The sequence below is a fragment of the Enterobacter sp. MGH 33 genome (assembly GCF_000534535.1).
Taxonomy (GTDB): domain Bacteria; phylum Pseudomonadota; class Gammaproteobacteria; order Enterobacterales; family Enterobacteriaceae; genus Enterobacter; species Enterobacter hormaechei_C.
This window is the reverse complement of sequence record NZ_KI973212.1, coordinates 49,525-72,915: the sequence shown is the minus strand read 5'-3', so window position 1 is coordinate 72,915 and position 23,391 is coordinate 49,525. Positions and strand designations below refer to the sequence as shown.

Here is a 23,391-nt window from a genome sequence, read left to right as displayed (position 1 = left end):
GATACAGATTAACAGAATTTGCCTGGCGGCTTTAGCGCGGTGGTCCCACCTGACCCCATGCCGAACTCAGAAGTGAAACGCCGTAGCGCCGATGGTAGTGTGGGGTCTCCCCATGTGAGAGTAGGGAACTGCCAGGCATCAAATTAAGTAGTAAGCCGGTGCATTAATCCGGTGGTTACAGAAGTATTCGGTGGAGCGGTAGTTCAGTCGGTTAGAATACCTGCCTGTCACGCAGGGGGTCGCGGGTTCGAGTCCCGTCCGTTCCGCCACTTATTAAGACATTAAGCCTGCCCTTCCGGCAGGCTTAATGGCAAAAACTTTAGGGGCGTAGCTCAGTTGGTAGAGCACCGGTCTCCAAAACCGGGTGTCGCGAGTTCGAGTCTCTCCGCCCCTGCCATATAGAATCCTTTGCTTCGGCAAAGGATTTTTTTTTGCCTGCAAAACAGCTCAACACCTTCCTGAAGAATAAGCAGCCTGCGTTTCCGCAGGCTTTTGCGTTAATCCAGTATGCTGGTTTTTAACAGATCTTTTATCTGCGACTGCTTATCGCTGTTTTGCAGCCAAATGGCATACAGCGGTCTGGAGAGCGTTGTCGAATCGGTGACAACATGGAGTGTAGGATTATTATCCGCCCAGCGAACAGGTAACCAGGTACAGCCTTTCAATGCGGGAAGATGCTGGCATGCGATCTCCGCTGAGCTTGTCGTGAGCTGCGGGATATCATCGCTGGCAATTAACCCCGTCTCGTGTTGCTGAAAATCAGGCCCCCATTCCAGGCGTAAATAATTCAGGTCGGCCTTCATCATTGCAGGCTCCGATGCATAGAGCGCCAAGCTAAATTGTCCAACAATCTGGCTGCTAAATTCGTCCATCTTGGGGGCTTCTGTGGTGATCAGCAGATCAAGCTGCCGCTCGTGGAGTTGCTTAACCAGCGACTGACGTTGCGCAATCCTCGCCTCAAATTGCAGATGGTTGTGTGTGCGATATAGCCGCATAAGCCATTGGCTGAGCATGCATTCCCATAGCGATGCGCTGGCACCGATCGAGAATTCATTATGCCGGGAGGTGTGCGCAACCTCCTTTCGCGCTGCCTGCCAGGTATTCATCAGGGTTTCTGCATAAGGCAACAACTTTTCACCAGCCGGAGTTAAACGAATATTGTTGCGATGGCGGGTAAAAAGGTTCACACCCAGTTGATTTTCCAGCTGTCGAATACGAAAACTGACTGCTGACTGCGTCAGGTAGAGGGCTTCAGCTGCTCGCCCAAAGTGTCGCGTTCTGCTCACTTCGAGGAAAGTTTTTAGCAATTCCGTATCCACATCTTTCTCCACAAAATTATTTGTCGTTATGATTTAAATGTTTTGTTTTACACTCTGTCAAGCGTAACTAATACTCCGCGCCATAAATAGCTCGGCCAAAGAATTAGGAGCGTGTAGGATGGCGGAAAGCTTTACGACGACTAATCGTTTTTTCGACAATAAACATTACCCGCGCGGGTTCTCTCGTCACGGCGATTTCACTATCAAAGAAGCTCAACTTCTTGAGCGCCATGGTTATGCCTTTAACGAGCTGGATCTGGGTAAACGTGAACCGGCAACCGAAGATGAAAAACAGTTTGTCTCTGTTTGCCGTGGTGAGCGTGAGCCGCAGTCTGATGCAGAACGTGTATGGATCAAGTATATGGCTCGCATTAAGCGTCCTAAGCGTTTCCATACGCTGTCTGGTGGTAAGCCGCAGATGGAAGGTGCAGAAGACTACACCGAGTCTGACGATTAAGAAGAGAAGGGGCTACGGCCCCTTTTTTTACGCCAGCATTTTTTGCAGATGCAACAGCAGCCGATCGATCGCACGGTAACTTAATGCCTCCTGCAAATGCCGCCTCTCTATTCCGGGGCAGCCCTCCACGTCGGCGACCGTGCGCGCTACTTTCAACAAACGCTGCCACGCGCGAATGGATAGCCCAAACCGCGTCAGTGTCTCTTCCAGCCAGCCTGCATCTTCAGCGTTGAGAGAACAAAACTGTCGGATCCCGCTGTTATCCAGCCGGGCATTCAGCCTGTTCTGACGAGCATACTGCCGCGCCTGCGCCGCAATAACCCGTTCACGCACAGTTGCTGAGCTTTCGCCCCTAATACCGGTTTGCCTCAGCAGACCGGGCGGGGGCAGGGGGATCTCGAGAGATAAATCAAAACGGTCGAGAAAGGGGCCAGACAGCTTACTCAGATAGCGCAGCGTCTGCTCCGGCGTACAGCGGTTATGATTGCCCTGATAATGACCCGTAGGGCTAGGGTTCATCGCCGCGACTAGCTGAAACTGCGCAGGGTAGCTTATTTTGGCCCGTGTACGAGACAAATGGATTTCGCCGGATTCAATCGGCTCCCGCAATGCATCCAGCACGCGGCGTTCAAACTCTGGCAATTCATCCAGAAACAAAATGCCGTTGTGCGCCAGTGAGATTTCACCCGGTCCGGGGATCGAACCCCCGCCCACCATCGCGGTAAGAGACGCACTGTGGTGTGGAGAGCGGAAAGGACGGCGGCGCCACTGTTTATGCAGCGACGTAGAACTGACCAGGCTAAATATCGCGGCGCTTTCCAGCGCTTCATGATTATTGAGGGGTGGCAACAGGCCGCTCAATCTGCTCGCCAGCATCGTTTTCCCCGTGCCTGGCGGACCTATCAGTAACAGGTTATGCCCACCCGCGGCCGTTATCTCTAACGCCCGCTTACCCTGTTCCTGACCCATAATATCGCTGAGATCTTCGGGCGAAGCTGGCGCCACCTCGTCATTCTCCTGCGGCTCGGCAAGCTCGTGTCGGCCTTCCAGCCAGGCGCAAACCTCTTGCAAATGTCCTGCGACAAGACACCCCTTTTCGGCGATAAGGCTTACTTCAGAGGCATTTTCATTGGCCACAATGATTTGTCTTCCCGCGCGTATGGCTTCAAGCGCACCCGAGATTGCTCCGGGAACGCCTCTTAACGCGCCTGTAAGCGCTAATTCACCCACGAACTCACACGAGCTTAGCCCTGGCGTATTGAGCTGTTCAGAAGCCGCGAGAAGCGCTATAGCAATAGGTAAATCATATCGCCCTCCCTCCTTTGGCAAATCGGCAGGCGCAAGGTTAATGGTGATCTTCTTCGCCGGAAAAGCATAACCGCTATTAATAATTGCGCTGCGCACGCGATCCCTCGCCTCTTTAACGGTCGTTTCTGGTAAGCCGACCAGCGTCAGTCCGGGCAGTCCATTACTTAAATGAACCTCTACAGAAATAAGCGGTGCCTTCACGCCGATGGCCGCGCGTGTATAAACAACTGACAGTGACATAAGCCCTCCTTGGCGGTGACTATGCCAGCATCATTTTTTCCTGTTTAGCACTAATTCACTGAATTACGGCGCTCGTTCCAGCCTTTTAGCGGCAAAATGTAATCCTTACATGTCGGTGGAATCGGCCTCGCAGAAAAGAAATCATGCGCGCCTTGCCGGATGAAGCAGGACAAAAAAATGAAAAATCTTCATTTCTATTTTTTCCCTATATAAAACAACGATTTTGAAAGAAATAGTTCGCATGCTACAGATATAGGTCATAAAAAAATCTTGTGTCAGATGAAATATCTGTGGTAACTCTTTAGGTATTCCTTCGAACAAGATGCAAAAAGAACTGAAAATGACAGCCCTTCTACGAGTGATTAGCCTGGTCGTGATTAGCGTGGTGGTGATTATTATCCCACCGTGCGGGGCTGCACTTGGACGAGGAAAGGCTTAGAAATCAAGCCTTAACGAACTAAGACCCCCGCACCGAAAGGTCCGGGGGTTTTTTTATGACTAAAAAACTTAAATGAGGAGCAGAGAATGACGACTAGCACAAAATTCTGTTTCTCCAGATTTATGACGGGGAACTAACTATGAATGGGGCACAATGGGTAGTACATGCGTTGCGCGCGCAGGGAGTCGAAACCGTATTCGGTTATCCGGGTGGCGCAATTATGCCGATTTACGATGCACTGTATGACGGCGGCGTGGAACACCTGTTGTGCCGACACGAGCAGGGCGCAGCGATGGCCGCCATCGGTTATGCCCGTGCGACCGGTAAAACCGGCGTCTGTATGGCCACCTCCGGTCCGGGCGCAACGAACCTGATCACCGGCCTGGCTGACGCGCTGCTCGATTCCGTACCCGTGGTGGCGATCACCGGCCAGGTGGCCTCTCCGTTCATCGGCACCGATGCCTTCCAGGAAGTGGATGTGCTCGGTTTATCGCTGGCCTGCACCAAACACAGCTTCCTCGTTCAGTCTCTCGAAGAGCTGCCGCGGGTGATGGCCGAAGCGTTCGAGGTTGCCAGCTCTGGCCGTCCTGGCCCGGTTCTGGTTGATATCCCGAAAGATATCCAGGTTGCACTCGGCGATCTGGAGCCGCATTTCTCTACCGTGGAAAGCGATAATGCGTTCCCGCATGCAGAGGTGGAAGAGGCGCGTCAGATGATGGCGCAGGCCAAACAACCGATGCTGTACGTAGGCGGCGGCGTGGGCATGGCGCAGGCTGTTCCGGCGCTTCGCGCGTTCATTGCGACCACGCAAATGCCCGCCACCTGCACGCTGAAAGGTCTCGGTGCGGTAGAGGCGGATTACCCGTACTACCTCGGCATGCTGGGGATGCATGGTACCAAAGCGGCAAACCTGGCGGTGCAGGAATGCGACTTGCTTATCGCCGTCGGCGCCCGTTTTGACGACCGCGTTACCGGCAAGCTGAATACCTTCGCGCCGAACGCCAAAGTGATCCATATGGACATCGACCCGGCGGAGATGAACAAACTGCGTCAGGCGCATGTCGCGTTGCAGGGCGATCTTAACGCGCTGTTACCGGCGCTGGAGCAGCCGCTGGATATCAACCCATGGCGTCAGCACACCGCTGATATGCGTACTGAACACGCGTGGCGTTACGATCACCCAGGCGACGCCATCTATGCGCCGCTGCTGTTGAAACAGCTGTCAGACCGTAAACCCGCAGACAGCGTGGTAACGACGGATGTCGGCCAGCATCAGATGTGGTCAGCCCAGCACATGACCTACACCCGCCCGGAGAACTTTATCACCTCGAGCGGCTTAGGCACGATGGGCTTCGGTCTGCCAGCAGCCGTTGGCGCGCAGGTTGCCCGCCCGAACGATACCGTTATCTGTATCTCCGGTGACGGCTCCTTCATGATGAACGTCCAGGAGCTCGGCACCGTGAAGCGTAAGCAGTTACCGCTGAAGATCGTCTTGCTCGATAACCAGCGTTTAGGCATGGTTCGCCAGTGGCAGCAGCTGTTCTTCCAGGAGCGTTACAGCGAAACGACCCTGACCGATAACCCCGATTTCCTCACCCTGGCCAGCGCCTTCGGCATTCCTGGCCAGCACATCACCCGTAAAGACCAGGTTGAAGCGGCACTCGACACCATGCTGTCAAGCGAAGGGCCATACCTGCTTCATGTCTCAATCGACGAGCTTGAGAACGTCTGGCCGTTGGTACCGCCCGGTGCCAGTAACTCACAAATGCTGGAGAAATTATCATGATGCAACATCAGGTCGCCGTGCAGGCTCGCTTCAACCCGGAAACGTTAGAACGCGTATTGCGCGTGGTTCGCCACCGTGGCTTTCAGATTTGCTCTATGAATATGGAAACGGCCACCGACGCGCAGAACATCAGTATCGAATTAACCGTTGCCAGCCCGCGGCCGGTCGACTTACTGTTTAGTCAGTTATCAAAACTGGTAGACGTTGCCCATGTTGCCATCTGCCAGAGCACAACCACATCACAACAAATCCGCGCTTAAGCGTGACAGGACGAAAAAATGACGACAAAAAAAGCTGATTACATTTGGTTCAATGGTGAGATGGTTCGCTGGGAAGACGCGAAAGTTCACGTGATGTCCCACGCGCTGCACTACGGCACCTCCGTGTTTGAAGGGATCCGTTGCTACGACTCTCACAAAGGGCCAGTGGTGTTCCGCCATCGCGAACACATGCAGCGTCTGCATGACTCAGCCAAAATTTATCGTTTCCCGGTCTCCCAAAGCGTTGATGAGCTGATGGAAGCCTGCCGCGAGGTGATTCGCCAGAACAAACTGACCAGCGCCTATATTCGTCCGCTGGTCTTCGTGGGTGATGTCGGCATGGGCGTCAACCCGCCCGCTGGCTATAACACCGATGTGATCATTGCCGCGTTCCCGTGGGGCGCCTACCTGGGCGCGGAAGCGCTGGATCAGGGGATCGACGCAATGGTTTCTTCCTGGAACCGCGTGGCGCCAAACACTATCCCGACTGCGGCTAAAGCGGGCGGTAACTACCTTTCCTCACTGCTGGTCGGCAGCGAAGCGCGCCGTCACGGCTATCAGGAAGGTATCGCGCTGGATGTGAATGGCTACATCTCCGAAGGCGCGGGTGAAAACCTGTTTGAAGTGAAAGACGGCATTCTGTTCACCCCGCCATTCACTTCGTCCGCGCTGCCGGGCATCACCCGCGACGCCATCATCAAGCTGGCAAAAGATCTGGGTATCGAAGTGCGCGAGCAGGTACTGTCCCGCGAATCACTGTACCTGGCTGACGAAGTGTTCATGTCCGGTACCGCGGCTGAAATTACGCCGGTGCGTAGCGTAGACGGCATTCAGGTGGGCGAAGGCCGCTGTGGCCCGGTCACCAAACGCATTCAGCAAGCCTTCTTCGGCCTGTTCACCGGCGAAACAGAAGACAAATACGGCTGGTTGGATCAGGTTAATCACTAAATATAAATTTGGGACGGCACGCACCGTCCCATTAAATAGTCAGACGGGAGTAAATAAAGCATGCCTAAGTATCGTTCAGCCACCACCACCCACGGCCGTAATATGGCGGGTGCCCGCGCACTGTGGCGCGCCACCGGAATGACCGACGCCGATTTCGGCAAGCCAATTATCGCCGTGGTGAACTCCTTCACCCAGTTTGTACCGGGCCACGTGCACCTGCGCGATCTCGGCAAGCTGGTTGCCGAGCAAATCGAAGCCTCCGGCGGCGTGGCGAAAGAGTTCAACACCATTGCGGTGGATGACGGTATCGCAATGGGCCACGGGGGAATGCTCTATTCACTGCCGTCGCGCGAGCTGATCGCCGACTCGGTGGAGTACATGGTTAATGCCCACTGCGCCGATGCGATGGTCTGTATCTCCAACTGCGACAAAATCACCCCGGGGATGCTGATGGCTTCCCTGCGCCTGAACATCCCGGTGATCTTCGTCTCCGGTGGCCCAATGGAAGCGGGGAAAACCAAGCTCTCCGACAAAATCATCAAGCTCGACCTGGTCGATGCGATGATCCAGGGCGCGGACCCGAAAGTCTCTGACGAGCAGAGCGACCAGGTGGAACGTTCCGCGTGCCCGACCTGCGGCTCCTGTTCCGGGATGTTCACCGCCAACTCCATGAACTGCCTGACCGAAGCGCTGGGCCTGTCTCAGCCGGGCAACGGCTCGCTGCTGGCGACCCACGCCGACCGTAAGCAGCTGTTCCTTAACGCGGGCAAGCGCATCGTTGAGCTGACCAAACGCTACTACGAGCAGGACGACGCCAGCGCGCTGCCGCGTAACATCGCCAGCAAAGGGGCGTTCGAAAACGCCATGACGCTGGATATCGCCATGGGCGGTTCCACCAACACCGTTCTGCACCTGCTGGCCGCCGCGCAGGAAGCTGAAATCGACTTCACCATGAGCGACATCGACAAGCTCTCCCGCAAAGTGCCGCAGCTGTGTAAAGTCGCGCCGAGTACCCAGAAGTACCACATGGAAGATGTCCACCGTGCGGGTGGCGTGATTGGTATTCTCGGCGAGCTGGATCGTGCCGGGCTGCTGAACCGCGACGTGAAAAACGTGCTCGGCCTGACGCTGCCGGAGTCGCTGGAGCAGTACGACGTGATGCTGACCAAAGACGACGCGGTGAAAAACATGTATCGCGCCGGTCCGGCGGGCATCCGTACCACCCAGGCGTTCTCGCAGGATTGCCGCTGGGACACGCTGGATGACGATCGCGCCGAAGGCTGCATTCGCTCGCTGGAACATGCCTACAGCAAAGACGGCGGTTTGGCCGTGCTGTACGGTAACTTCGCGGAAAATGGCTGCATTGTGAAAACCGCAGGCGTGGACGACAGCATCCTGAAATTTACCGGCCCGGCAAAAGTGTATGAAAGCCAGGACGAAGCGGTAGACGCTATCCTCGGCGGCAAAGTGGTGGAAGGCGACGTGGTGGTCATTCGCTACGAAGGGCCGAAAGGCGGTCCGGGCATGCAGGAGATGCTCTACCCGACCACCTTCCTGAAATCGATGGGCCTCGGCAAAGCCTGCGCGCTGATCACCGATGGTCGATTCTCTGGCGGCACGTCAGGCCTCTCCATTGGTCACGTCTCGCCAGAAGCGGCAAGCGGCGGCAATATCGCGATCATCGAAGATGGCGACCTGATCGAAATCGACATTCCGAACCGCGGCATTCAGTTGAAGCTGAGTGACCAGGAGATTGCGGCCCGTCGTGAGGCGCAGGAAGCCCGCGGCGACAAAGCCTGGACGCCGAAAGATCGTCAGCGTGAAGTCTCCTTCGCCCTGCGCGCTTACGCGAGTCTTGCCACCAGTGCAGATAAAGGCGCGGTGCGCGATAAATCTAAACTGGGGGGCTAATGATGGCCGAGTCACAACCCTTATCCGCCGCCCCGGAGGGGGCGGAATACCTGAGAGCGGTACTACGCGCGCCGGTCTATGAAGCGGTGCAGGTCACGCCCCTGCAAAAAATGGACAAAATCTCTTCGCGTCTCGACAACGTCATTCTGGTGAAGCGTGAAGACAGGCAGCCGGTGCACAGCTTCAAGCTGCGCGGCGCCTACGCGATGATGGCCGGGCTGACGGACGAGCAGAAAGCGCGCGGGGTGATTACCGCCTCGGCGGGCAATCACGCGCAGGGCGTGGCGTTCTCCTCGGCGCGTCTGGGGCTGAAGGCGCTGATCGTGATGCCGGTCGCCACCGCAGATATCAAGGTCGACGCGGTGCGCGGGTTCGGCGGAGAAGTGCTGCTTCACGGCGCTAACTTTGACGAAGCCAAAGCCAAAGCGATTGAGCTGGCGCAGCAGCAGGGCTTCACCTGGGTGCCGCCGTTCGATCACCCGATGGTGATTGCCGGGCAGGGTACGCTGGCGCTGGAACTGTTGCAGCAGGACGCCCATCTCGACCGCGTTTTCGTCCCGGTGGGCGGCGGTGGCTTAGCCGCAGGTGTGGCGGTGCTGATCAAACAGCTGATGCCGCAGATCAAAGTGATTGCGGTTGAAGCGGAAGACTCTGCCTGCCTGAAGGCGGCGCTGGACGCCGGACATCCGGTAGATCTGCCGCGCGTCGGGCTGTTCGCCGAGGGCGTGGCGGTGAAGCGCATTGGCGACGAAACGTTCCGCCTGTGCCAGGAGTATCTCGACGATATCGTCACCGTCGACAGCGACGCTATCTGCGCGGCGATGAAAGATCTCTTCGAGGATGTGCGTGCGGTGGCGGAACCATCCGGCGCGCTGGCGCTGGCGGGAATGAAAAAATACATCGCCCAGCACAATATTCGCGGCGAGCGTCTGGCGCACGTGCTTTCCGGTGCCAACGTGAACTTCCACGGTCTGCGCTACGTTTCCGAGCGCTGTGAGCTGGGTGAGCAGCGTGAAGCGCTGCTGGCGGTGACCATTCCGGAAGAGAAGGGCAGCTTCCTGAAGTTCTGTCAGCTGCTGGGCGGTCGTTCGGTAACGGAGTTCAACTACCGCTTTGCCGATGCCAAAGATGCGTGCATTTTTGTCGGCGTGCGTCTGAGCCGTGGCGTGGAGGAGCGCAAAGAGATCCTCAGCCTGCTGCATGACGGCGGTTACAGCGTGGTCGATCTCTCCGACGACGAGATGGCGAAGCTGCACGTGCGTTACATGGTCGGCGGCCGTCCATCCAAGCCGCTGAAGGAACGCCTGTTCAGCTTCGAGTTCCCGGAATCGCCGGGCGCGCTGCTCAAGTTCCTGCACACGTTGGGCACGCACTGGAACATCTCTCTGTTCCACTACCGCAGCCACGGCACCGACTATGGCCGCGTACTGGCGGCGTTCGAGCTGGGCGAGCACGAGCCGGATTTCGAAACGCGCCTGAACGAGCTGGGCTATGAGTGCCATGACGAAACCCACAACCCGGCGTTCCGTTTCTTCCTGGCGGGTTAGGTTGTTCGGGAAAATGCCTGATGGCGCTGCGCTTATCAGGCCTACGTTCTAAGGGTTGAACTGCGTGTAGGCCGGGTAAGCGCAGCGCCACCCGGCTTTAGTGGTTCGGCAATATCGTCCAGAACGCATCAATAAGCGGCTCATGCAGCCGCTTTTTTTGTGCGCACACGCCGAGCTCGAACGGCGTTTTCTCGTCGCTGCGTTCTAAAATCATCACGCGATTGCGCACCGGCTCCGGGCTGTTTTCCAGCACCACTTCCGGTAGCAGCGCTACGCCGCAGCCGAGCGCCACCATCGATACCATCGCCTCATGGCCGCCGACCGTGGCGTAAATCGACGGGTTACTGATCTTCTGGCGGCGGAACCACAGCTCAATGCGGCGGCGCACCGGCCCCTGATCGGCCATGATAAACGGCACCGTGGACCAGTCCGGTTTCTCCACCGAAACCTGGTTGCGCACCGGGCAGGGCAGCGCCGGGGCAATCAGCACTACCGCCAGATTCTCCAGCATCGAGAACGCCACCGCCCCCGGCAGCGTTTCAGGTTTTCCGGCAATCGCCAGATCCGCTTCGCCCGTAACCACTTTTTCCATCGCGTCGGCGGCATCGCCGGTGGTGAGCTTAATTTCAACCGACGGATGTTCCGCGCGGAAGCGGTCAAGAATGGGGGGAAGATGGCTGTAGGCAGCGGTCACGGAGCAGAAAATATGCAGCTCGCCGGAAAGCGACGGCCCCTGCTGGTCGATGGTGTGCCGCAGCTGCTGATACTGTAATAACGTCTGCTGAGCAAAGATGCGCAGCTCTTCACCTGCTTCCGTGAGGGTGACGGTGCGGTTATCGCGCACGAACAGCGGCTGGCCGAGGTCTTCCTCAAGGCGCTGGATCTGGCGCGACAGCGTGGAGGGGCTGACGTGCATCGCCCGGGCGCTACGGCCAAAGTGACGGCTTTCCGCCAGGTGCAGGAACATTTTCAGATCGCGTAAATCCACCGATTCCACTCCCTCTTTTTACATTGCATAAATTGCAATGTGACGTTGTGAATATATCAATTTCCGCAATAAATTTCCTGTTGTAATGTGGGTACATTCTCGCTGAAACGCGAACCGAACAATAAGACACACAACATCACGAGGTATCACCCATGGCTAACTACTTTAATACACTGAACTTGCGCCAGCAGCTGGCGCAGCTGGGCAAATGCCGCTTCATGGCGCGCGATGAATTTGCTGATGGCGCGAGCTACCTTCAGGGTAAAAAAGTGGTCATTGTCGGCTGTGGCGCACAGGGTCTGAACCAGGGCCTGAACATGCGTGACTCCGGGCTGGATATCTCCTACGCCCTGCGCAAAGAAGCGATTGCTGAGAAGCGTGCTTCCTGGCGTAAAGCGACCGAAAACGGCTTCAAAGTGGGCACCTACGAAGAGCTGATCCCGCAGGCGGATCTGGTGGTTAACCTGACGCCGGACAAGCAGCACTCTGACGTTGTGCGTTCCGTACAGCCGCTGATGAAAGACGGCGCCGCGCTGGGTTACTCCCACGGCTTCAACATCGTTGAAGTGGGCGAGCAGATCCGTAAAGACATCACCGTGGTGATGGTGGCACCGAAGTGCCCGGGCACCGAAGTGCGCGAAGAGTACAAACGTGGCTTCGGCGTACCGACGCTGATCGCCGTTCACCCGGAAAACGATCCGAAAGGCGAAGGCATGGCGATTGCCAAAGCCTGGGCTGCGGCCACTGGCGGCCATCGTGCGGGCGTGCTGGAATCTTCCTTCGTTGCGGAAGTGAAATCTGACCTGATGGGCGAGCAGACCATCCTGTGTGGCATGCTCCAGGCCGGCTCTCTGCTGTGCTTCGACAAGCTGGTGGAAGAAGGCACCGATCCGGCATACGCGGAAAAACTGATTCAGTTCGGCTGGGAAACCATCACCGAAGCGCTGAAGCAGGGCGGCATTACGCTGATGATGGACCGTCTGTCCAACCCGGCAAAACTGCGCGCGTTCGCACTCTCTGAACAGCTGAAAACCATCATGGCGCCGCTGTTCCAGAAACATATGGACGACATCATCTCCGGCGAGTTCTCTTCCGGCATGATGGCGGACTGGGCGAATGACGATAAGAAACTGCTGACCTGGCGCGAAGAGACCGGTAAAACCGCGTTCGAAACCGCACCACAGTATGACGGCAAGATCACCGAGCAGGAGTACTTCGATAAAGGCGTCCTGATGATCGCGATGGTGAAAGCGGGCGTTGAGCTGGCGTTCGAAACCATGGTGGATTCGGGCATCATTGAAGAATCTGCGTACTATGAATCGCTGCACGAGCTGCCGCTGATCGCGAACACCATCGCCCGTAAGCGTCTGTATGAGATGAACGTGGTGATCTCCGATACCGCCGAGTACGGTAACTACCTGTTCTCTTACGCCTGCGTACCGCTGCTGAAAGAGTTCATGACCACCCTGCAAGCGGGCGATCTGGGCCAGGCGATTGCGGAAGGAGCGGTTGATAACGCGCAGCTGCGTGACGTCAACGAAGCGATTCGCAGCCACGAAATCGAGAAAGTGGGCCAGAAACTGCGTGGCTACATGACCGATATGAAACGTATCGCGGTAGCAGGCTAAACACGACGAATCGGGTGGCGTAAGCCACCCGAACTGTTTTAGCTACGCAATATCGCGCCGGGATAACCCAGCTGGCGCCACGCCTCATACACCACCACCGACACCGCATTCGACAGGTTCATGCTGCGGCTGTCCGGCATCATCGGAATACGAATTTTCTGCTCAGCGGGCAGGGCATCCAGAATGGTGGCCGGCAGGCCGCGGGTTTCCGGACCAAACATCAGATAATCCCCGTCCTGATAGCGTACGGCGCTGTGCGCTGGCGTACCTTTGGTGGTCAGGGCGAACATGCGCTGTGGTTTTTCGGATCCCAGAAACGCGGCGTAATCGTGATGACGAACGACGGCGGTAAACTCATGGTAGTCCAGCCCCGCGCGGCGCAGACGTTTGTCGTCCCACGTAAAGCCCATCGGCTCAATGATGTGCAGACGAAAACCGGTGTTGGCGCACAGGCGGATAATATTGCCGGTGTTCGGCGGAATTTCTGGTTCGAATAAGACGATGTTAAGCATGCTGTCCCCTTAATTGCGGGGGCAGAATAGCAGAAAAGAGAGGGACTAGGCGACGCCCGGCTCCTGCGCGCGGCTATACAGCATTTTGTAGACGGTTGCCGCCGCAGCCACGAGAGCAGGTACGCTGAGGATCATTAAAATACTGTCCGCCTGCCACTGCATGGAAAGAAGCTGGGCGCTGGTCATGGTGCCCGCCACGCCGCCGAAGCGGCCGATCCCCTGCATCCAGGCGATACCCGTCGCTCGGCACTCGGTAGGGTAAAAGGTGGCGGCCAGGGTCTGCATGCCCGACTGCGCGCCGTTCATCGCGATCCCCATCAGGAAAATTAACCCGCCAAACAGGGCGATATGGTTATGCTCAATGCCGAGTAAAAGAATCAGGCCCATCGTCAGCACGAAACCACACGCGACCACCTTGTGCGCTTCCCAGCGATCCATCATCCAGCCCGCGAGCAAAATGCCAGCGGTGCCGCCGAAGGTGAACAGCGAGGTAAGCCAGGCGGATTCCGCCAGCGCATATCCCATCCCCTGCATCAGTGTTGGCATCCAGCTCAGCAGGACGTAATAAATCACCAGCCCCATAAAATAGGTGACCCACAGCATCAGGGTGCCGGGCAGCCAGGGCATGGAAAACAGCTGCGACACGCTGCCTTTTTTCGACGCGACTTTCTCCTCCGCGAGGAAAAAGCCCGTGACGCTATCCAGCGTGCTGCGGGCGAACCGGCTGGCGATGCGGCGAACCTGGGCGACGTCTTTCCCGCGCTGCACCAGAAACTTCACCGACTCCGGCAACAGCAGCGCCAGCAGCACCGTTAAAATCAGCGGCGCAATCGCGCCGGTCAGCAGCACGCTTCGCCAGCCATGGTGAGGGATAAGCCAGGACGAGATTGCTCCGCCGCCCGCCGCACCCAGAGGGAAGCCGCAGTACATGGTGTTAATTGCCATGGCGCGGCAGCGCTGGGGGGCAAACTCGGAGATCAGCGTGATGGCGTTAGGCATGGCAGCGCCGAGGCCGAGGCCTGTCAGAAATCGCCATAGCGTCAGGGTATTCAGACTTTGCGCCCAGGCCGTGCCCAGGCTCGCCAGGCCGAAGAACAGACACGAAAAGACCAGTACGCGCTTGCGTCCCATCCGGTCCGATACCGGACCTGCAATCAGGGCACCCAGCGACAGCCCCAGCAGCGCCGCACTCAGCACCGGCCCCAGATCCTGTTTATGTATTCCCCACTCCGTCGACAGCGTAGGCGCAATGTAACCCATCGCTGCGGTATCAAACCCATCAATCGCCAGCACCAGAAAGCCCAGCACAATTAGAAGCCAGTGAAACCCTGAAAAAGGACTTTCATCGATCACCTGCTGAATATCCACCTTACCTGAATACGCCATACGCTCCACTCCGATCTGATGTTGTTTTTGTGTTCTTGTATTTGCTTGTCTATACAATTGCGGACGGCAGGTGGATGTCAAATTTTCTTATCCAGAATGTTACGCAGGTGTTATTTTCGACAAAAAAAGCGCCCGAGGGGGAAGTCGGGCGCGGAAGAAGGGGAGGCTAACCGGGGGAGATCAGGCCGCGTTTCCCTGAGAAAGAGGGGCCAGCGCCGCAGGCAGCTTACTGAGCTCCTGCACCAGAGAGTCTTTGCTGATTTCACCGATTGTTTTCGCACCGGTCAGCGTCATCGCCACCTTCATCTCTTTCTCGATCAGGTTCAGCAGATTCGCCACGCCCGCCTGGCCGCTGGTGGCCAGCGCGTACAGGTAAGCACGGCCCAGCAGCACGCTGTCCGCGCCCAGGGCGATCATGCGCACCACGTCCAGCCCGTTACGGATGCCGCTGTCGGCCAGGATCGCAATATCGCCTTTCACCGCATCGGCAATGGCCGGCAGGGCGCGGGCGGAGGAGAGCACCCCGTCAAGCTGGCGGCCACCATGGTTAGAGACCACGATCCCATCGGCGCCAAAACGTACCGCGTCGCGGGCATCTTCCGGGTCGAGGATCCCTTTGATCACCATCGGGCCGTCCCAGAATTCGCGGATCCACTCCAGGTCTTTCCATGAGATAGATGGATCGAAATTGTTCGCCAGCCAGCCGATGTAATCTTCCAGCCCGGTCGGTTTACCCAGGTAGGCCGAAATATTGCCCAGATCGTGCGGACGGCCGTTCACGCCCACATCCCACGCCCACTGCGGGTGCGTCACCGCCTGCCAGTAACGGCGCAGGGCCGCGTTAGGGCCGCTCATGCCGGAGTGGGCGTCGCGGTAGCGCGCGCCGGGGGTCGGCATGTCGACGGTAAAGACCAGCGTTGAGCAGCCCGCCGCTTTGGCGCGCTCCAGTGCGTTGCGCATAAAACCGCGATCGCGCAGGACGTACAGCTGGAACCACATCGGGCGCTTGATGGTCGGGGCGACTTCTTCAATCGGGCAGACGGACACGGTGGAAAGGGTAAACGGAATGCCTTTGGCATCTGCGGCGGCGGCGGCCTGCACTTCACCGCGACGGGCATACATGCCGCATAAACCGACAGGTGCGAGCGCTACCGGCATGGAGAGCGTTTCGTTAAACAGCTTCGTCTCAAGGCTCAGGTCAGACATATTCTTCAGCACGCGCTGGCGCAGGGCCACCTCCGACAGGTCTTCCACGTTGCGGCGCAGGGTGTATTCGGCATACGCCCCGCCGTCAATGTAGTGGAACAGGAACGGGGGCAAAATGCGCTGCGCCGCGGCGCGATAATCACTGGCTGCTGAAATAATCATGCTTTGTTCTCCCTGGAAATATCACTCTCGCCAGGCAGACGGGTAATACGCGCCTGTCGGGCCTGATCTTCATCGAATCGTTTAATGGTGGTATGCACGAAGCCGAGATGCGCCATCATCGCCTTGCGCGCGGCCTCGGCATCACCGGCCAGAATGGCGTTGAGCACCGCCTCGTGCTGTTCGGTCAGCTGAGCAAACACCGGCGGGACCAGATACATGCGCTGGCGGCTCTGCTTCACGGAGGATTGCAGCAGGTCGAAGAACCCGCGCATGGTTTGCAGCAGCACCACGTTGTGCGAGGCCTCGGCAATCGCCAGATGGAACCGCACATCCGCCTGGGAGGCGATGTCCGGGTCGCTGCTTTGCGTGGCTTCAAAACAGGCTTTGAGCTTCTCTTTGTCGGCGTCGGTTGCCCGCATCGCCGCGTGCCACGCTGTACTGGTTTCGATGGCGTGACGCGCTTCGAGGATGTCGAAGCTGTAGTCCGGGTCGTTTTCCATCAGCGTCTTCAGCGGCTGCACGATGTTTTGTTCGGACCAGTCGTCATGCTGCCAGCGCACGAAGGTGCCGCCGCCGCGACGGCTCAGCAGCACCCCTTCACTAACCAGCGTCGCCAGCGCCTCGCGCAGTGAGTTGCGCGACACGCCAAGCTGAGCGGCAAGCTGACGCTCGGCGGGCAATCTCATGCCCGCTTCCAGCTGTTGTTCTTCTATCAGCGCCCGTACGCGAGTGGCAATCTCGTCGGACAGGCGTCTGGGCATCACTATCATGGAATCATCCAGGTTAAGACATAGGCCTGCAATGTGGTGATCACGCCCACCATGCAGGTAAATATCAGGCTGTGTTTCACGGTAAAGCGGAACAGATCCGACTCTTTGCCTACCAGCCCCACCGCGGCACAGGCAATGGCGATGGACTGCGGCGAGATCATCTTCCCGGTCACGCCGCCGGTGGTGTTCGCGGCGACCAGCAGCACGTCCGAGACGCCAATCTGCTGCGCAGCCGTGGCCTGTAGGGCGGCAAACAGGGCGTTAGATGACGTATCTGAACCGGTCAGGAACACCCCCAGCCAGCCGAGGAACGGCGAGAAGAAGGTAAACGCGTGGCCGGTATGCGCCAGCGCTAACGCCAGCGTCGACGACAGGCCGGAGTAGTTCGAAATAAACGCGAACGCCAGCACCATGCCGATGGAGTAAATCGGCAGCATCAGCTCTTTTATCGTCGCCGCAAAGGTCTGCACCGCGGCGGCAGGCTTCATGCGCAGCCACACTACGGAAAGGATAGCGGCAAACAGGATGGCCGTGCCGGTGGCTGAGAACCAGTCGAACTTAAACACTGCCGCATACGGCGTGGCGTCGTGCACCACCGGCGGCATACGGGCGACCATTTTGTCGAGGAACGGCACGGAGATATTAATCACCATGTCGTACAGCGCGCCGCCCGGGGCGAACAGTGCTTTAAACGGCGGAATGCTCCACAGCGTCACGGTGGCGGTCAGGAACAGGAACGGTGACCATGCGCGCACAATCTGTCCGGCGGTATAGCCGGTGCGCGCCAGCGTCTGATCCACGTGCGATGCGCCCATGTCAGCAAAGCGGAAGATACGTACCGGCTGCCAGCGTTTCAGGAACAGCGTCAGGCAGACCAGCGACACCAGGGAAGAGATGATGTCCGGCAGTTCCGGGCCGAGGAAGTTGGAGCTGAGATACTGGGCAATGGCGAACGAACCGCCCGCTACCATCACCGCAGGCCAGGTCTCCTTCACGCCGCGCCAGCCGTCCATAATCGCCATGATCCAGAACAGCACGATAATGGTCAGGAACGGCAGCTGGCGACCCACCATCTGGCCGATCTCGAAGCTGTCCAGCCCGGTCACCTGGCCTGCCACCAGAATCGGAATGCCCATCGCGCCAAACGCCACCGGGGCGGTGTTCACAATCAGGCACAGGCCAGCGGCATACAGCGGGTTAAAGCCCAGCCCGACCAGCAGAGCGGCGGTGATCGCCACCGGCGCGCCAAATCCTGCCGCCCCTTCAAGGAACGCCCCGAAGGAGAAACCGACAATCAGCATCTGTAAACGCTGGTCCGGTGTAATAGAGAGAATCGACGAGCGAATAATATCGAACTGCCCGGTTTTGACCGAGATTTTGTAGACAAAGACGGCGGCGATGATGATCCACGCAATCGGCCACAGGCCGTAGAAGAAACCATACACCACGGAGGCCAGCGCGCGATCGACCGGCATTTTATAGAAGAACAGCGCCACCAGCAGGGCGATGGCAACGGTGTACGTTGCGGCAAGGTAGCCCTTCAGCTTGAGCTTAATTAGCGCAAAGAAGAAGAACAGGATCGGTAGCGATGCGATCAGGCTCGACAGCCAGATATTCCCGGCCGGATCGTAGTTTTGTTGCCAGAGGCTCATGCAGGTCTCCTGAGGACCACACAGGTGTTCGTCGGGTGAGTCTCTGCTCATCTCAGCGTCACACTTAGTGTAAAAGTGGTCCATCCAATATTGTGATGTAGGGTTAATGGCAATAAATGGTTAACCAAGTGTTGCTATTCGGCAATGGTTTTGTGAAGTGGAGCATCAAAACTGTGAACGATGGATAGCTTTGCGCATGATTGGTAGGACCAAAATCGCAAAATCAACTCACCGTGTGCGTTGGGAGCGGTAGTCAGGTGGAGGGCATTACTTTCGCCTTTTGAGCAGATACGGCGCGTAAAAGATGTTGAATAAAATGGGGAGGTGATAATATTACGTGAATTGAATGAGGTTTGTTTGCTTTATTTGTGTTTTTGAAAAGCTGTATATATGTGAGCAGAGTGATTTATTTCCTATAAATAAAATTTTTTTTGGTTAAAAATGCGAAATCTAAGCTGTAGCAAAAAATTTTAATTAAGGTAAATTTCACATATAGATTTTAACAGTGTATTACAAACGATCAATTGCTGATCGATAAAGAAATATCCTGTTTAACCGTGATTTTTCAGGATAAAGGGCAAGAATTTTTTGCTGAAGTGACATTTTTTGGCTAATAATATTCTGAAATAAATTGATCAAACAATGATCAGTTGGCTCTCTTGTAATTTAGTTACGGTATTAAAAGCAAATTAATAATTATCAGGGCAATCGAAAGGGGTTAAATTTGTTAGCTGAGTGTTAATTCCAGAGTGTTTACAGACGCGGCGTACTGCTTTTCAATACGTAGACGTTAAAAGGCATATGATTTACTATTTATTCAGAAGCAACGTTACAGAAGACATTAAATTTATTACTAACCACAACGTATTCAGTGTTATTTTCGGCCAGAAGTCATTTCCTCAGTTGCAGGATATCTGTGTATGGCCTTCTGAAAATATACGGATTATCACCATGGGATGGACCCTGCTTTATTCTATAAGGTCGCGTCACCCATTCTGCTAAAACCCTTTTGGTGGCGTTTTAAAATCCTTATAGCGGTTATTGTACCTGGTACAACAAGTCTATATCTGTTTAATTTACAGAGGGGAAAGTGTTCCAAATGAAAATCAAAAATGTGGCGCTGGCGATTGCCGCGGCGGGGCTGCTGTTATCTTCTCAATCAGTACTGGCAAGCAGTGATTCTGGCGTTAATGCTTCCCTGGATACAGGCGCTGGCTCGCAGAGTACAGGCGGCGTGATCAACTTTACCGGGAAAATCACTCTTATTTCCTGTGATATTACCCCTGCGTCAAAAAGCAAAACGGTAGACCTCGGCGCGTGGGCGAAAAGCTACTTCGACGATCACAGCGAAACGACGCCGCGTGAGTTCAAAATCAACGTAGAGAACTGCCCGGAGACGGTTGAATCGGTTGCGGTACTGTTTGACGGAACCAAAGATACGGTGAATGACACACTTCTACAGGTTACCCCAGGCGAAGGTATGGCGACGGGCGTCGGCGTGAAGCTTTATAACAGCGATCGCAGCACCGCGATTAAACCGGGTACGGTATCTGAAACAACCGCACCGGATGCTGAAGGCAATGCTGAATTAACGTTTTATGCCTCTCTCGACAAAGACGGGTCGGAAATTAACGCGGGCGACGTCAATGCCGTTTCCAACTTCCTGATGGTTTATAACTGATTTCACTCTCAGCCACCTCCAGAGATAATAATGATGAAACGTTTATCGTATATTATGCTCACTGCATTAATGGTTAGTTCTGCGTCAGTTTCCGCTGGCGTTGTAATGGGGGGAACACGGATCGTATACCCACAACACAGCAAGGAGGTGGCATTTTCTGTTTCTAATATGGAAAGTGCGGTTCCCTATCTTATTCAGTCGTGGGTTGAAGGTGATGGGCAGGATAAAAATAACGCTGCGCCATTTATTGTTACACCACCTCTGTTCAGACTTGATCCGGAGCAGACCAACACGCTGCGTATTCAATATACCGGCGCTCCGCTGCCCACAGATCGTGAATCTGTATTCTGGCTCGATATTAAAGCGATTGCGCCAAAGCCAAAAGAGAGCAGCAACGAATTACAAGTTAACGTTAAATCGAAATTTAAAATTTTCTACCGCCCGGACAACCTTAAAGGGGACGCTGCCACTGCCTGGCAGAAAATAACGTTTTCGCGGACGGGAAAAGGGCTTAAGGCCGCCAACCCGACGCCATACTACGTCTCTTTTTATCGACTGTCCGTTGGCGGGCATAAAATTGAGCAGCCGGGCATGATCGGTCCAGGGGAAATCCGCGAATGGCCTGTGTCCGCCTCCGGGGGCGTAAGCTGGTCGGCTATTAATGATTTTGGTGCCATCACCGCCACCCACACCCAGCCTCTTTAAGACCATGTCTTTTCGCCTGTTTCGTTACGCGCCGCTTTCGGTGTTGCTGCTTAGCTTCAGCCGCGCGGGGATGGCCGAGGATTACTTTGATCCCGCCGCGCTGGAGCTTTCCTCTACCGAACAGAAAACGGCGGATCTGCACTATTTCTCTGAAAAGGGCGGGCAGATGCCAGGCACCTGGCTCGTGACGCTGGAGATTAACGGACGCGAGGAGCGGCATCAGGAGATCACCTTCGTCAATGAGAAAGGCAGCCTGCAACCCGTTTTTAGCGTATCGCTGCTGGAAGCGCTTGGGGTGAATGTCAGGGCCATTCCTGCATTCTCACGGTTGCGGGAGGGAGAAACGTTCACGCACCTCGCGGATTTCATTCCGGCAGCGCGAACCTCCTATGATTTCAACCAGCAGCGTCTCTTTCTCAGCCTGCCGCAGGCGGCGATGAAACACCGCAGCCGTGGCTACGTGCCGCAGTCGCAGTGGGACGATGGTATCCCGGCGGCATTTACTGATTACAGTCTGTCGGGCGGCCAGGCACATCATCAGCGTGGCGTCACGACATCCAGCTATCTGAGCCTGCGTAACGGTATCAATCTGGGGGCGTGGCGGTTGCGCAACACCTCCGCCTGGAGCCACAGCGACGCGGGCGGCGACCATTTTCAGTCGCAAAGTAGCTGGCTGACCCGGGATATTCGCCGTCTTAACAGCCAGCTACGGATCGGCGATGCCTGGACCGCAGGCGACGTCTTCGATAGCGTGGCGTTTCGCGGGGTACAGCTCACATCAAGCGAAAGCATGTTGCCCGACAGCCAGCGCGGCTTCGCACCAACCATCCGCGGCGTCGCACACAGCTTCGCTAAAGTCTCCGTTTCGCAAAATGGCTATGTGATCTATGAAACCTGGGTGGCCGCCGGGCCATTTATCATTAACGATCTGTTCCCCGGCGCACAAAGTGGCGATCTACAGGTGACGGTCACGGAAAGTGACGGCTCAACGCGCGTCTTTACCCAACCCTATTCTGCGGTGCCGTTTATGCGACGCCTGGGCAGCCTGAAATACAGCCTCAACGCCGGACGATTTCACTCCGGCTCCGGCGATGCGCGTTCACCTGAGTTTGTTGAAGGCGCTTTCTTCTACGGCCTGCTCTCGAGGATGACGGTGTATGGCGGCTTTCGTACGGCGAGCAACTATCAGGCCGGTGCAATTGGCGTAGGCAGAGGGTTTGGCGCATTTGGCTCGCTGGGCATTGACGATACGCTGGCAAAAAGCCGTTTACCCAATGGCAAAAGCGCGATGGGGCAGGCGTGGCGCATTCAGTATCAGAAAGATTTCAGCGCTACCGGCACCGCCTTCAACCTGGCGAGTTATCGCTATGCCTCGCGCAATTACTATGAATTCAGTGAACTGAATCAGTCTGACAGCCAACAGCTGCAACTCAATAATCGCCGTAGCCGCTCGCAGGTCACCTTCTCACAGACGCTGGGTCAGTTCGGCAGCCTCAGCGTCTCGGCATGGATGCAGGATTACTGGCATACGTCCGGGCAGGATAAAACCATCCACATTGGCTGGTACACCAGCTGGCGAGGCATTACCTGGGGCGCGGGGTATGACTACACCGACTCAGCGCTTGAGCAGCATCCCGATCGTACCGTGTCGTTTAACGTCAATGTTCCGCTTGGTCACTGGTTACCGGACAGCTCGGTCAGTTACTTCATCAACCACAACAATCGTGGGATGACCACGCAGCAGGTGTCACTCAACGGCAGTGCGCTGGCGAATCGCAACCTTAATTACAGCGTTCAGCAGAGTAAGGCCAGCGAGGGACAAGCCGACAGTACCAGCCTGGCGCTGCAATACAACGGTGGCTACGGCAACGTCAGCCTCGGTTATGACCACAGCCGAAGCGGTAGCAACGCGAGCCTCGGACTCGCCGGAGGCGTTATCGCCACGCAGTATGGCGTCACGCTTAGCCAGCCGCTGGGCGATACCGTCGCCCTGCTACGCGTGCCCGGCGCGGCGAACGTTGAGCCGGAGGGCTACAACGGGATCCATACCGACAGCCGCGGCTATGCGGTCATGCCAACGCTCTCGGCGTATCGCAAAAATACCGTCAGCCTTGATACGGCGACGCTGGGTGAGAACGTCGACGTTGAGCAGAGCGGTCTGACGCTCATTCCCACCAGCGGCGCGGTGGTGCTGGCCAATTACAAAACCCACATTGGTTATCGCGTTCTGTTTTCCCTGCGCTACCACGGCGAACCGTTGCCGTTTGGCGCGCAGGCTGAAGTGGTGGAGCAGAACCGCCATTCTGCAAACCGAAGCATGGTCGCTGACGGCGGTCAGGCCTACCTGAGCGGGGTACCAGAGCGCGGCACCCTGCGCGTCAGCTGGTATCAGGACGGGGAGCAGCAGCAATGCCAGACACCTTTCAGACTGGGGAAAGCTCATATGGCCCCCGGTATCGCTACGCTATCCGTTGAGTGCCATTAGA

20 protein-coding genes, 2 tRNA genes and 1 rRNA gene are annotated in these 23,391 nt (G+C 56.6%); 15 read left to right on the top strand and 8 right to left on the bottom strand.

The annotated features are described in order from the left end of the window. Positions 1–21: 21 nt before the first annotated feature. The 3 genes from rrf (at position 22) to L379_RS23425 (ending at position 397) form a co-directional block, all read left to right on the top strand. Positions 22–137, top strand: a 5S ribosomal RNA gene (rrf, locus tag L379_RS23415). Between the two features lie 55 nt (positions 138–192). Beyond that, positions 193–269, top strand: a tRNA-Asp gene (locus L379_RS23420). Positions 270–321: 52 nt separating this feature from the next. Then, positions 322–397: transfer RNA gene (locus tag L379_RS23425), tRNA-Trp, on the top strand. Between the two features lie 100 nt (positions 398–497). Here L379_RS23425 and hdfR read toward each other — a convergent pair. Continuing rightward, positions 498–1,319 (bottom strand): HTH-type transcriptional regulator HdfR, encoded by an 822-nt coding sequence (hdfR, locus tag L379_RS23430; protein ID WP_023304628.1) that lies wholly within the window; start codon positions 1,317–1,319, stop codon positions 498–500. 118 nt (positions 1,320–1,437) lie between these two features. Here hdfR and L379_RS23435 point away from each other — a divergent pair, with 118 nt between their 5' ends. After that, a complete protein-coding gene (locus L379_RS23435) occupies positions 1,438–1,776 on the top strand; it encodes a MaoP family protein (RefSeq protein WP_006808641.1) in 339 nt (112 codons plus the stop codon). Between the two features lie 27 nt (positions 1,777–1,803). Here L379_RS23435 and L379_RS23440 read toward each other — a convergent pair whose 3' ends face one another. Further along, on the bottom strand, positions 1,804–3,324 hold the full coding sequence (locus L379_RS23440; protein ID WP_032620478.1) for a YifB family Mg chelatase-like AAA ATPase: 1,521 nt from the start codon (positions 3,322–3,324) through the stop codon (positions 1,804–1,806). A gap of 340 nt (positions 3,325–3,664) precedes the next feature. On the opposite strand from L379_RS23440, the gene ilvL reads away from it, so the two are divergent. The 7 genes from ilvL (at position 3,665) to ilvA (ending at position 10,215) form a co-directional block, all read left to right on the top strand. Next, positions 3,665–3,763 (top strand): ilv operon leader peptide, encoded by a 99-nt coding sequence (gene ilvL, locus L379_RS24660; RefSeq protein ID WP_001311244.1) that lies wholly within the window; start codon positions 3,665–3,667, stop codon positions 3,761–3,763. Between the two features lie 86 nt (positions 3,764–3,849). Then, complete coding sequence (gene ilvX, locus L379_RS26175) at positions 3,850–3,900, top strand: peptide IlvX (RefSeq protein ID WP_166792073.1); 51 nt, start codon at positions 3,850–3,852, stop codon at positions 3,898–3,900. 2 nt (positions 3,901–3,902) lie between these two features. Then, a complete protein-coding gene (gene ilvG / locus L379_RS23445; RefSeq protein ID WP_023304625.1) occupies positions 3,903–5,549 on the top strand; it encodes an acetolactate synthase 2 catalytic subunit in 1,647 nt (548 codons plus the stop codon). Continuing rightward, complete coding sequence (gene ilvM, locus L379_RS23450; RefSeq protein ID WP_003860184.1) at positions 5,546–5,809, top strand: acetolactate synthase 2 small subunit; 264 nt, start codon at positions 5,546–5,548, stop codon at positions 5,807–5,809. The genes ilvG and ilvM overlap by 4 nt, the downstream gene beginning before the upstream one ends. An 18-nt stretch (positions 5,810–5,827) precedes the next feature. Beyond that, entirely contained in the window at positions 5,828–6,757 is a 930-nt protein-coding gene (gene ilvE, locus L379_RS23455; RefSeq protein ID WP_003860182.1) for a branched-chain-amino-acid transaminase, read from the top strand. A 60-nt stretch (positions 6,758–6,817) separates the two neighbouring features. Beyond that, positions 6,818–8,668: a dihydroxy-acid dehydratase gene (ilvD, locus tag L379_RS23460; RefSeq protein WP_032651955.1), complete on the top strand. Its 1,851-nt coding sequence runs from the start codon at positions 6,818–6,820 to the stop codon at positions 8,666–8,668. Between the two features lie 2 nt (positions 8,669–8,670). Further along, complete coding sequence (ilvA, locus tag L379_RS23465) at positions 8,671–10,215, top strand: threonine ammonia-lyase, biosynthetic (RefSeq protein WP_086524719.1); 1,545 nt, start codon at positions 8,671–8,673, stop codon at positions 10,213–10,215. A gap of 97 nt (positions 10,216–10,312) precedes the next feature. Here the strand turns inward: ilvA and ilvY are convergent, their stop codons facing one another. Then, positions 10,313–11,203 (bottom strand): HTH-type transcriptional activator IlvY, encoded by an 891-nt coding sequence (ilvY, locus tag L379_RS23470; RefSeq protein WP_017693777.1) that lies wholly within the window; start codon positions 11,201–11,203, stop codon positions 10,313–10,315. 152 nt (positions 11,204–11,355) lie between these two features. Here ilvY and ilvC point away from each other — a divergent pair, with 152 nt between their 5' ends. Then, positions 11,356–12,831 carry a ketol-acid reductoisomerase gene (gene ilvC, locus L379_RS23475; protein WP_006808634.1) on the top strand — a complete coding sequence of 492 codons (1,476 nt, stop codon included), beginning with the start codon at positions 11,356–11,358 and terminating at the stop codon, positions 12,829–12,831. 38 nt (positions 12,832–12,869) lie between these two features. Here ilvC and trmL read toward each other — a convergent pair whose 3' ends face one another. The 5 genes from trmL to lldP form a co-directional block, all read right to left on the bottom strand. Continuing rightward, positions 12,870–13,343 (bottom strand): tRNA (uridine(34)/cytosine(34)/5-carboxymethylaminomethyluridine(34)-2'-O)-methyltransferase TrmL, encoded by a 474-nt coding sequence (gene trmL / locus L379_RS23480; protein ID WP_017693778.1) that lies wholly within the window; start codon positions 13,341–13,343, stop codon positions 12,870–12,872. 45 nt (positions 13,344–13,388) lie between these two features. Next, positions 13,389–14,729, bottom strand: a complete 1,341-nt coding sequence (locus tag L379_RS23485; RefSeq protein ID WP_032651952.1) for an MFS transporter — start codon at positions 14,727–14,729, stop codon at positions 13,389–13,391. Positions 14,730–14,909: 180 nt separating this feature from the next. Further along, the gene (lldD, locus tag L379_RS23490) at positions 14,910–16,097 is read right to left on the bottom strand and encodes an FMN-dependent L-lactate dehydrogenase LldD (protein ID WP_015572772.1); all 1,188 of its coding nucleotides are present in this window, start codon (positions 16,095–16,097) and stop codon (positions 14,910–14,912) included. Beyond that, entirely contained in the window at positions 16,094–16,867 is a 774-nt protein-coding gene (gene lldR / locus L379_RS23495; protein ID WP_006808630.1) for a transcriptional regulator LldR, read from the bottom strand. The genes lldD and lldR overlap by 4 nt, the downstream gene beginning before the upstream one ends. Next, entirely contained in the window at positions 16,864–18,519 is a 1,656-nt protein-coding gene (gene lldP, locus L379_RS23500; protein WP_003860175.1) for an L-lactate permease, read from the bottom strand. The genes lldR and lldP overlap by 4 nt, the downstream gene beginning before the upstream one ends. 1,099 nt (positions 18,520–19,618) lie before the next feature. Here lldP and L379_RS23505 point away from each other — a divergent pair. The 3 genes from L379_RS23505 to L379_RS23515 are packed head-to-tail and all read left to right on the top strand — an operon-like array spanning position 19,619 to position 23,390. Continuing rightward, positions 19,619–20,200 carry a fimbrial protein gene (locus L379_RS23505; RefSeq protein ID WP_015572771.1) on the top strand — a complete coding sequence of 194 codons (582 nt, stop codon included), beginning with the start codon at positions 19,619–19,621 and terminating at the stop codon, positions 20,198–20,200. A 30-nt stretch (positions 20,201–20,230) separates the two neighbouring features. Beyond that, positions 20,231–20,905 carry a fimbrial biogenesis chaperone gene (locus tag L379_RS23510; RefSeq protein ID WP_023295610.1) on the top strand — a complete coding sequence of 225 codons (675 nt, stop codon included), beginning with the start codon at positions 20,231–20,233 and terminating at the stop codon, positions 20,903–20,905. 4 nt (positions 20,906–20,909) lie between these two features. Beyond that, entirely contained in the window at positions 20,910–23,390 is a 2,481-nt protein-coding gene (locus tag L379_RS23515) for a fimbria/pilus outer membrane usher protein (protein ID WP_032651950.1), read from the top strand. Position 23,391: the final 1 nt, after the last annotated feature.

What these genes read in the sequence shown, in the direction of transcription:
- L379_RS23435 (WP_006808641.1), top strand. Translation starts at nt 1,438, where the DNA reads ATGGCGGAAAGCTTTACGACGACTAATCGTTTTTTCGACAATAAACAT.
- L379_RS23440 (WP_032620478.1), bottom strand. Translation starts at nt 3,324, where the DNA reads ATGTCACTGTCAGTTGTTTATACACGCGCGGCCATCGGCGTGAAGGCA.
- ilvL (WP_001311244.1), top strand. Translation starts at nt 3,665, where the DNA reads ATGACAGCCCTTCTACGAGTGATTAGCCTGGTCGTGATTAGCGTGGTG.
- ilvG (WP_023304625.1), top strand. Translation starts at nt 3,903, where the DNA reads ATGAATGGGGCACAATGGGTAGTACATGCGTTGCGCGCGCAGGGAGTC.
- ilvM (WP_003860184.1), top strand. Translation starts at nt 5,546, where the DNA reads ATGATGCAACATCAGGTCGCCGTGCAGGCTCGCTTCAACCCGGAAACG.
- ilvE (WP_003860182.1), top strand. Translation starts at nt 5,828, where the DNA reads ATGACGACAAAAAAAGCTGATTACATTTGGTTCAATGGTGAGATGGTT.
- ilvD (WP_032651955.1), top strand. Translation starts at nt 6,818, where the DNA reads ATGCCTAAGTATCGTTCAGCCACCACCACCCACGGCCGTAATATGGCG.
- ilvA (WP_086524719.1), top strand. Translation starts at nt 8,671, where the DNA reads ATGGCCGAGTCACAACCCTTATCCGCCGCCCCGGAGGGGGCGGAATAC.
- ilvC (WP_006808634.1), top strand. Translation starts at nt 11,356, where the DNA reads ATGGCTAACTACTTTAATACACTGAACTTGCGCCAGCAGCTGGCGCAG.
- trmL (WP_017693778.1), bottom strand. Translation starts at nt 13,343, where the DNA reads ATGCTTAACATCGTCTTATTCGAACCAGAAATTCCGCCGAACACCGGC.
- L379_RS23485 (WP_032651952.1), bottom strand. Translation starts at nt 14,729, where the DNA reads ATGGCGTATTCAGGTAAGGTGGATATTCAGCAGGTGATCGATGAAAGT.
- lldD (WP_015572772.1), bottom strand. Translation starts at nt 16,097, where the DNA reads ATGATTATTTCAGCAGCCAGTGATTATCGCGCCGCGGCGCAGCGCATT.
- lldR (WP_006808630.1), bottom strand. Translation starts at nt 16,867, where the DNA reads ATGATAGTGATGCCCAGACGCCTGTCCGACGAGATTGCCACTCGCGTA.
- lldP (WP_003860175.1), bottom strand. Translation starts at nt 18,519, where the DNA reads ATGAGCCTCTGGCAACAAAACTACGATCCGGCCGGGAATATCTGGCTG.
- L379_RS23505 (WP_015572771.1), top strand. Translation starts at nt 19,619, where the DNA reads ATGAAAATCAAAAATGTGGCGCTGGCGATTGCCGCGGCGGGGCTGCTG.
- L379_RS23510 (WP_023295610.1), top strand. Translation starts at nt 20,231, where the DNA reads ATGATGAAACGTTTATCGTATATTATGCTCACTGCATTAATGGTTAGT.
- L379_RS23515 (WP_032651950.1), top strand. Translation starts at nt 20,910, where the DNA reads ATGTCTTTTCGCCTGTTTCGTTACGCGCCGCTTTCGGTGTTGCTGCTT.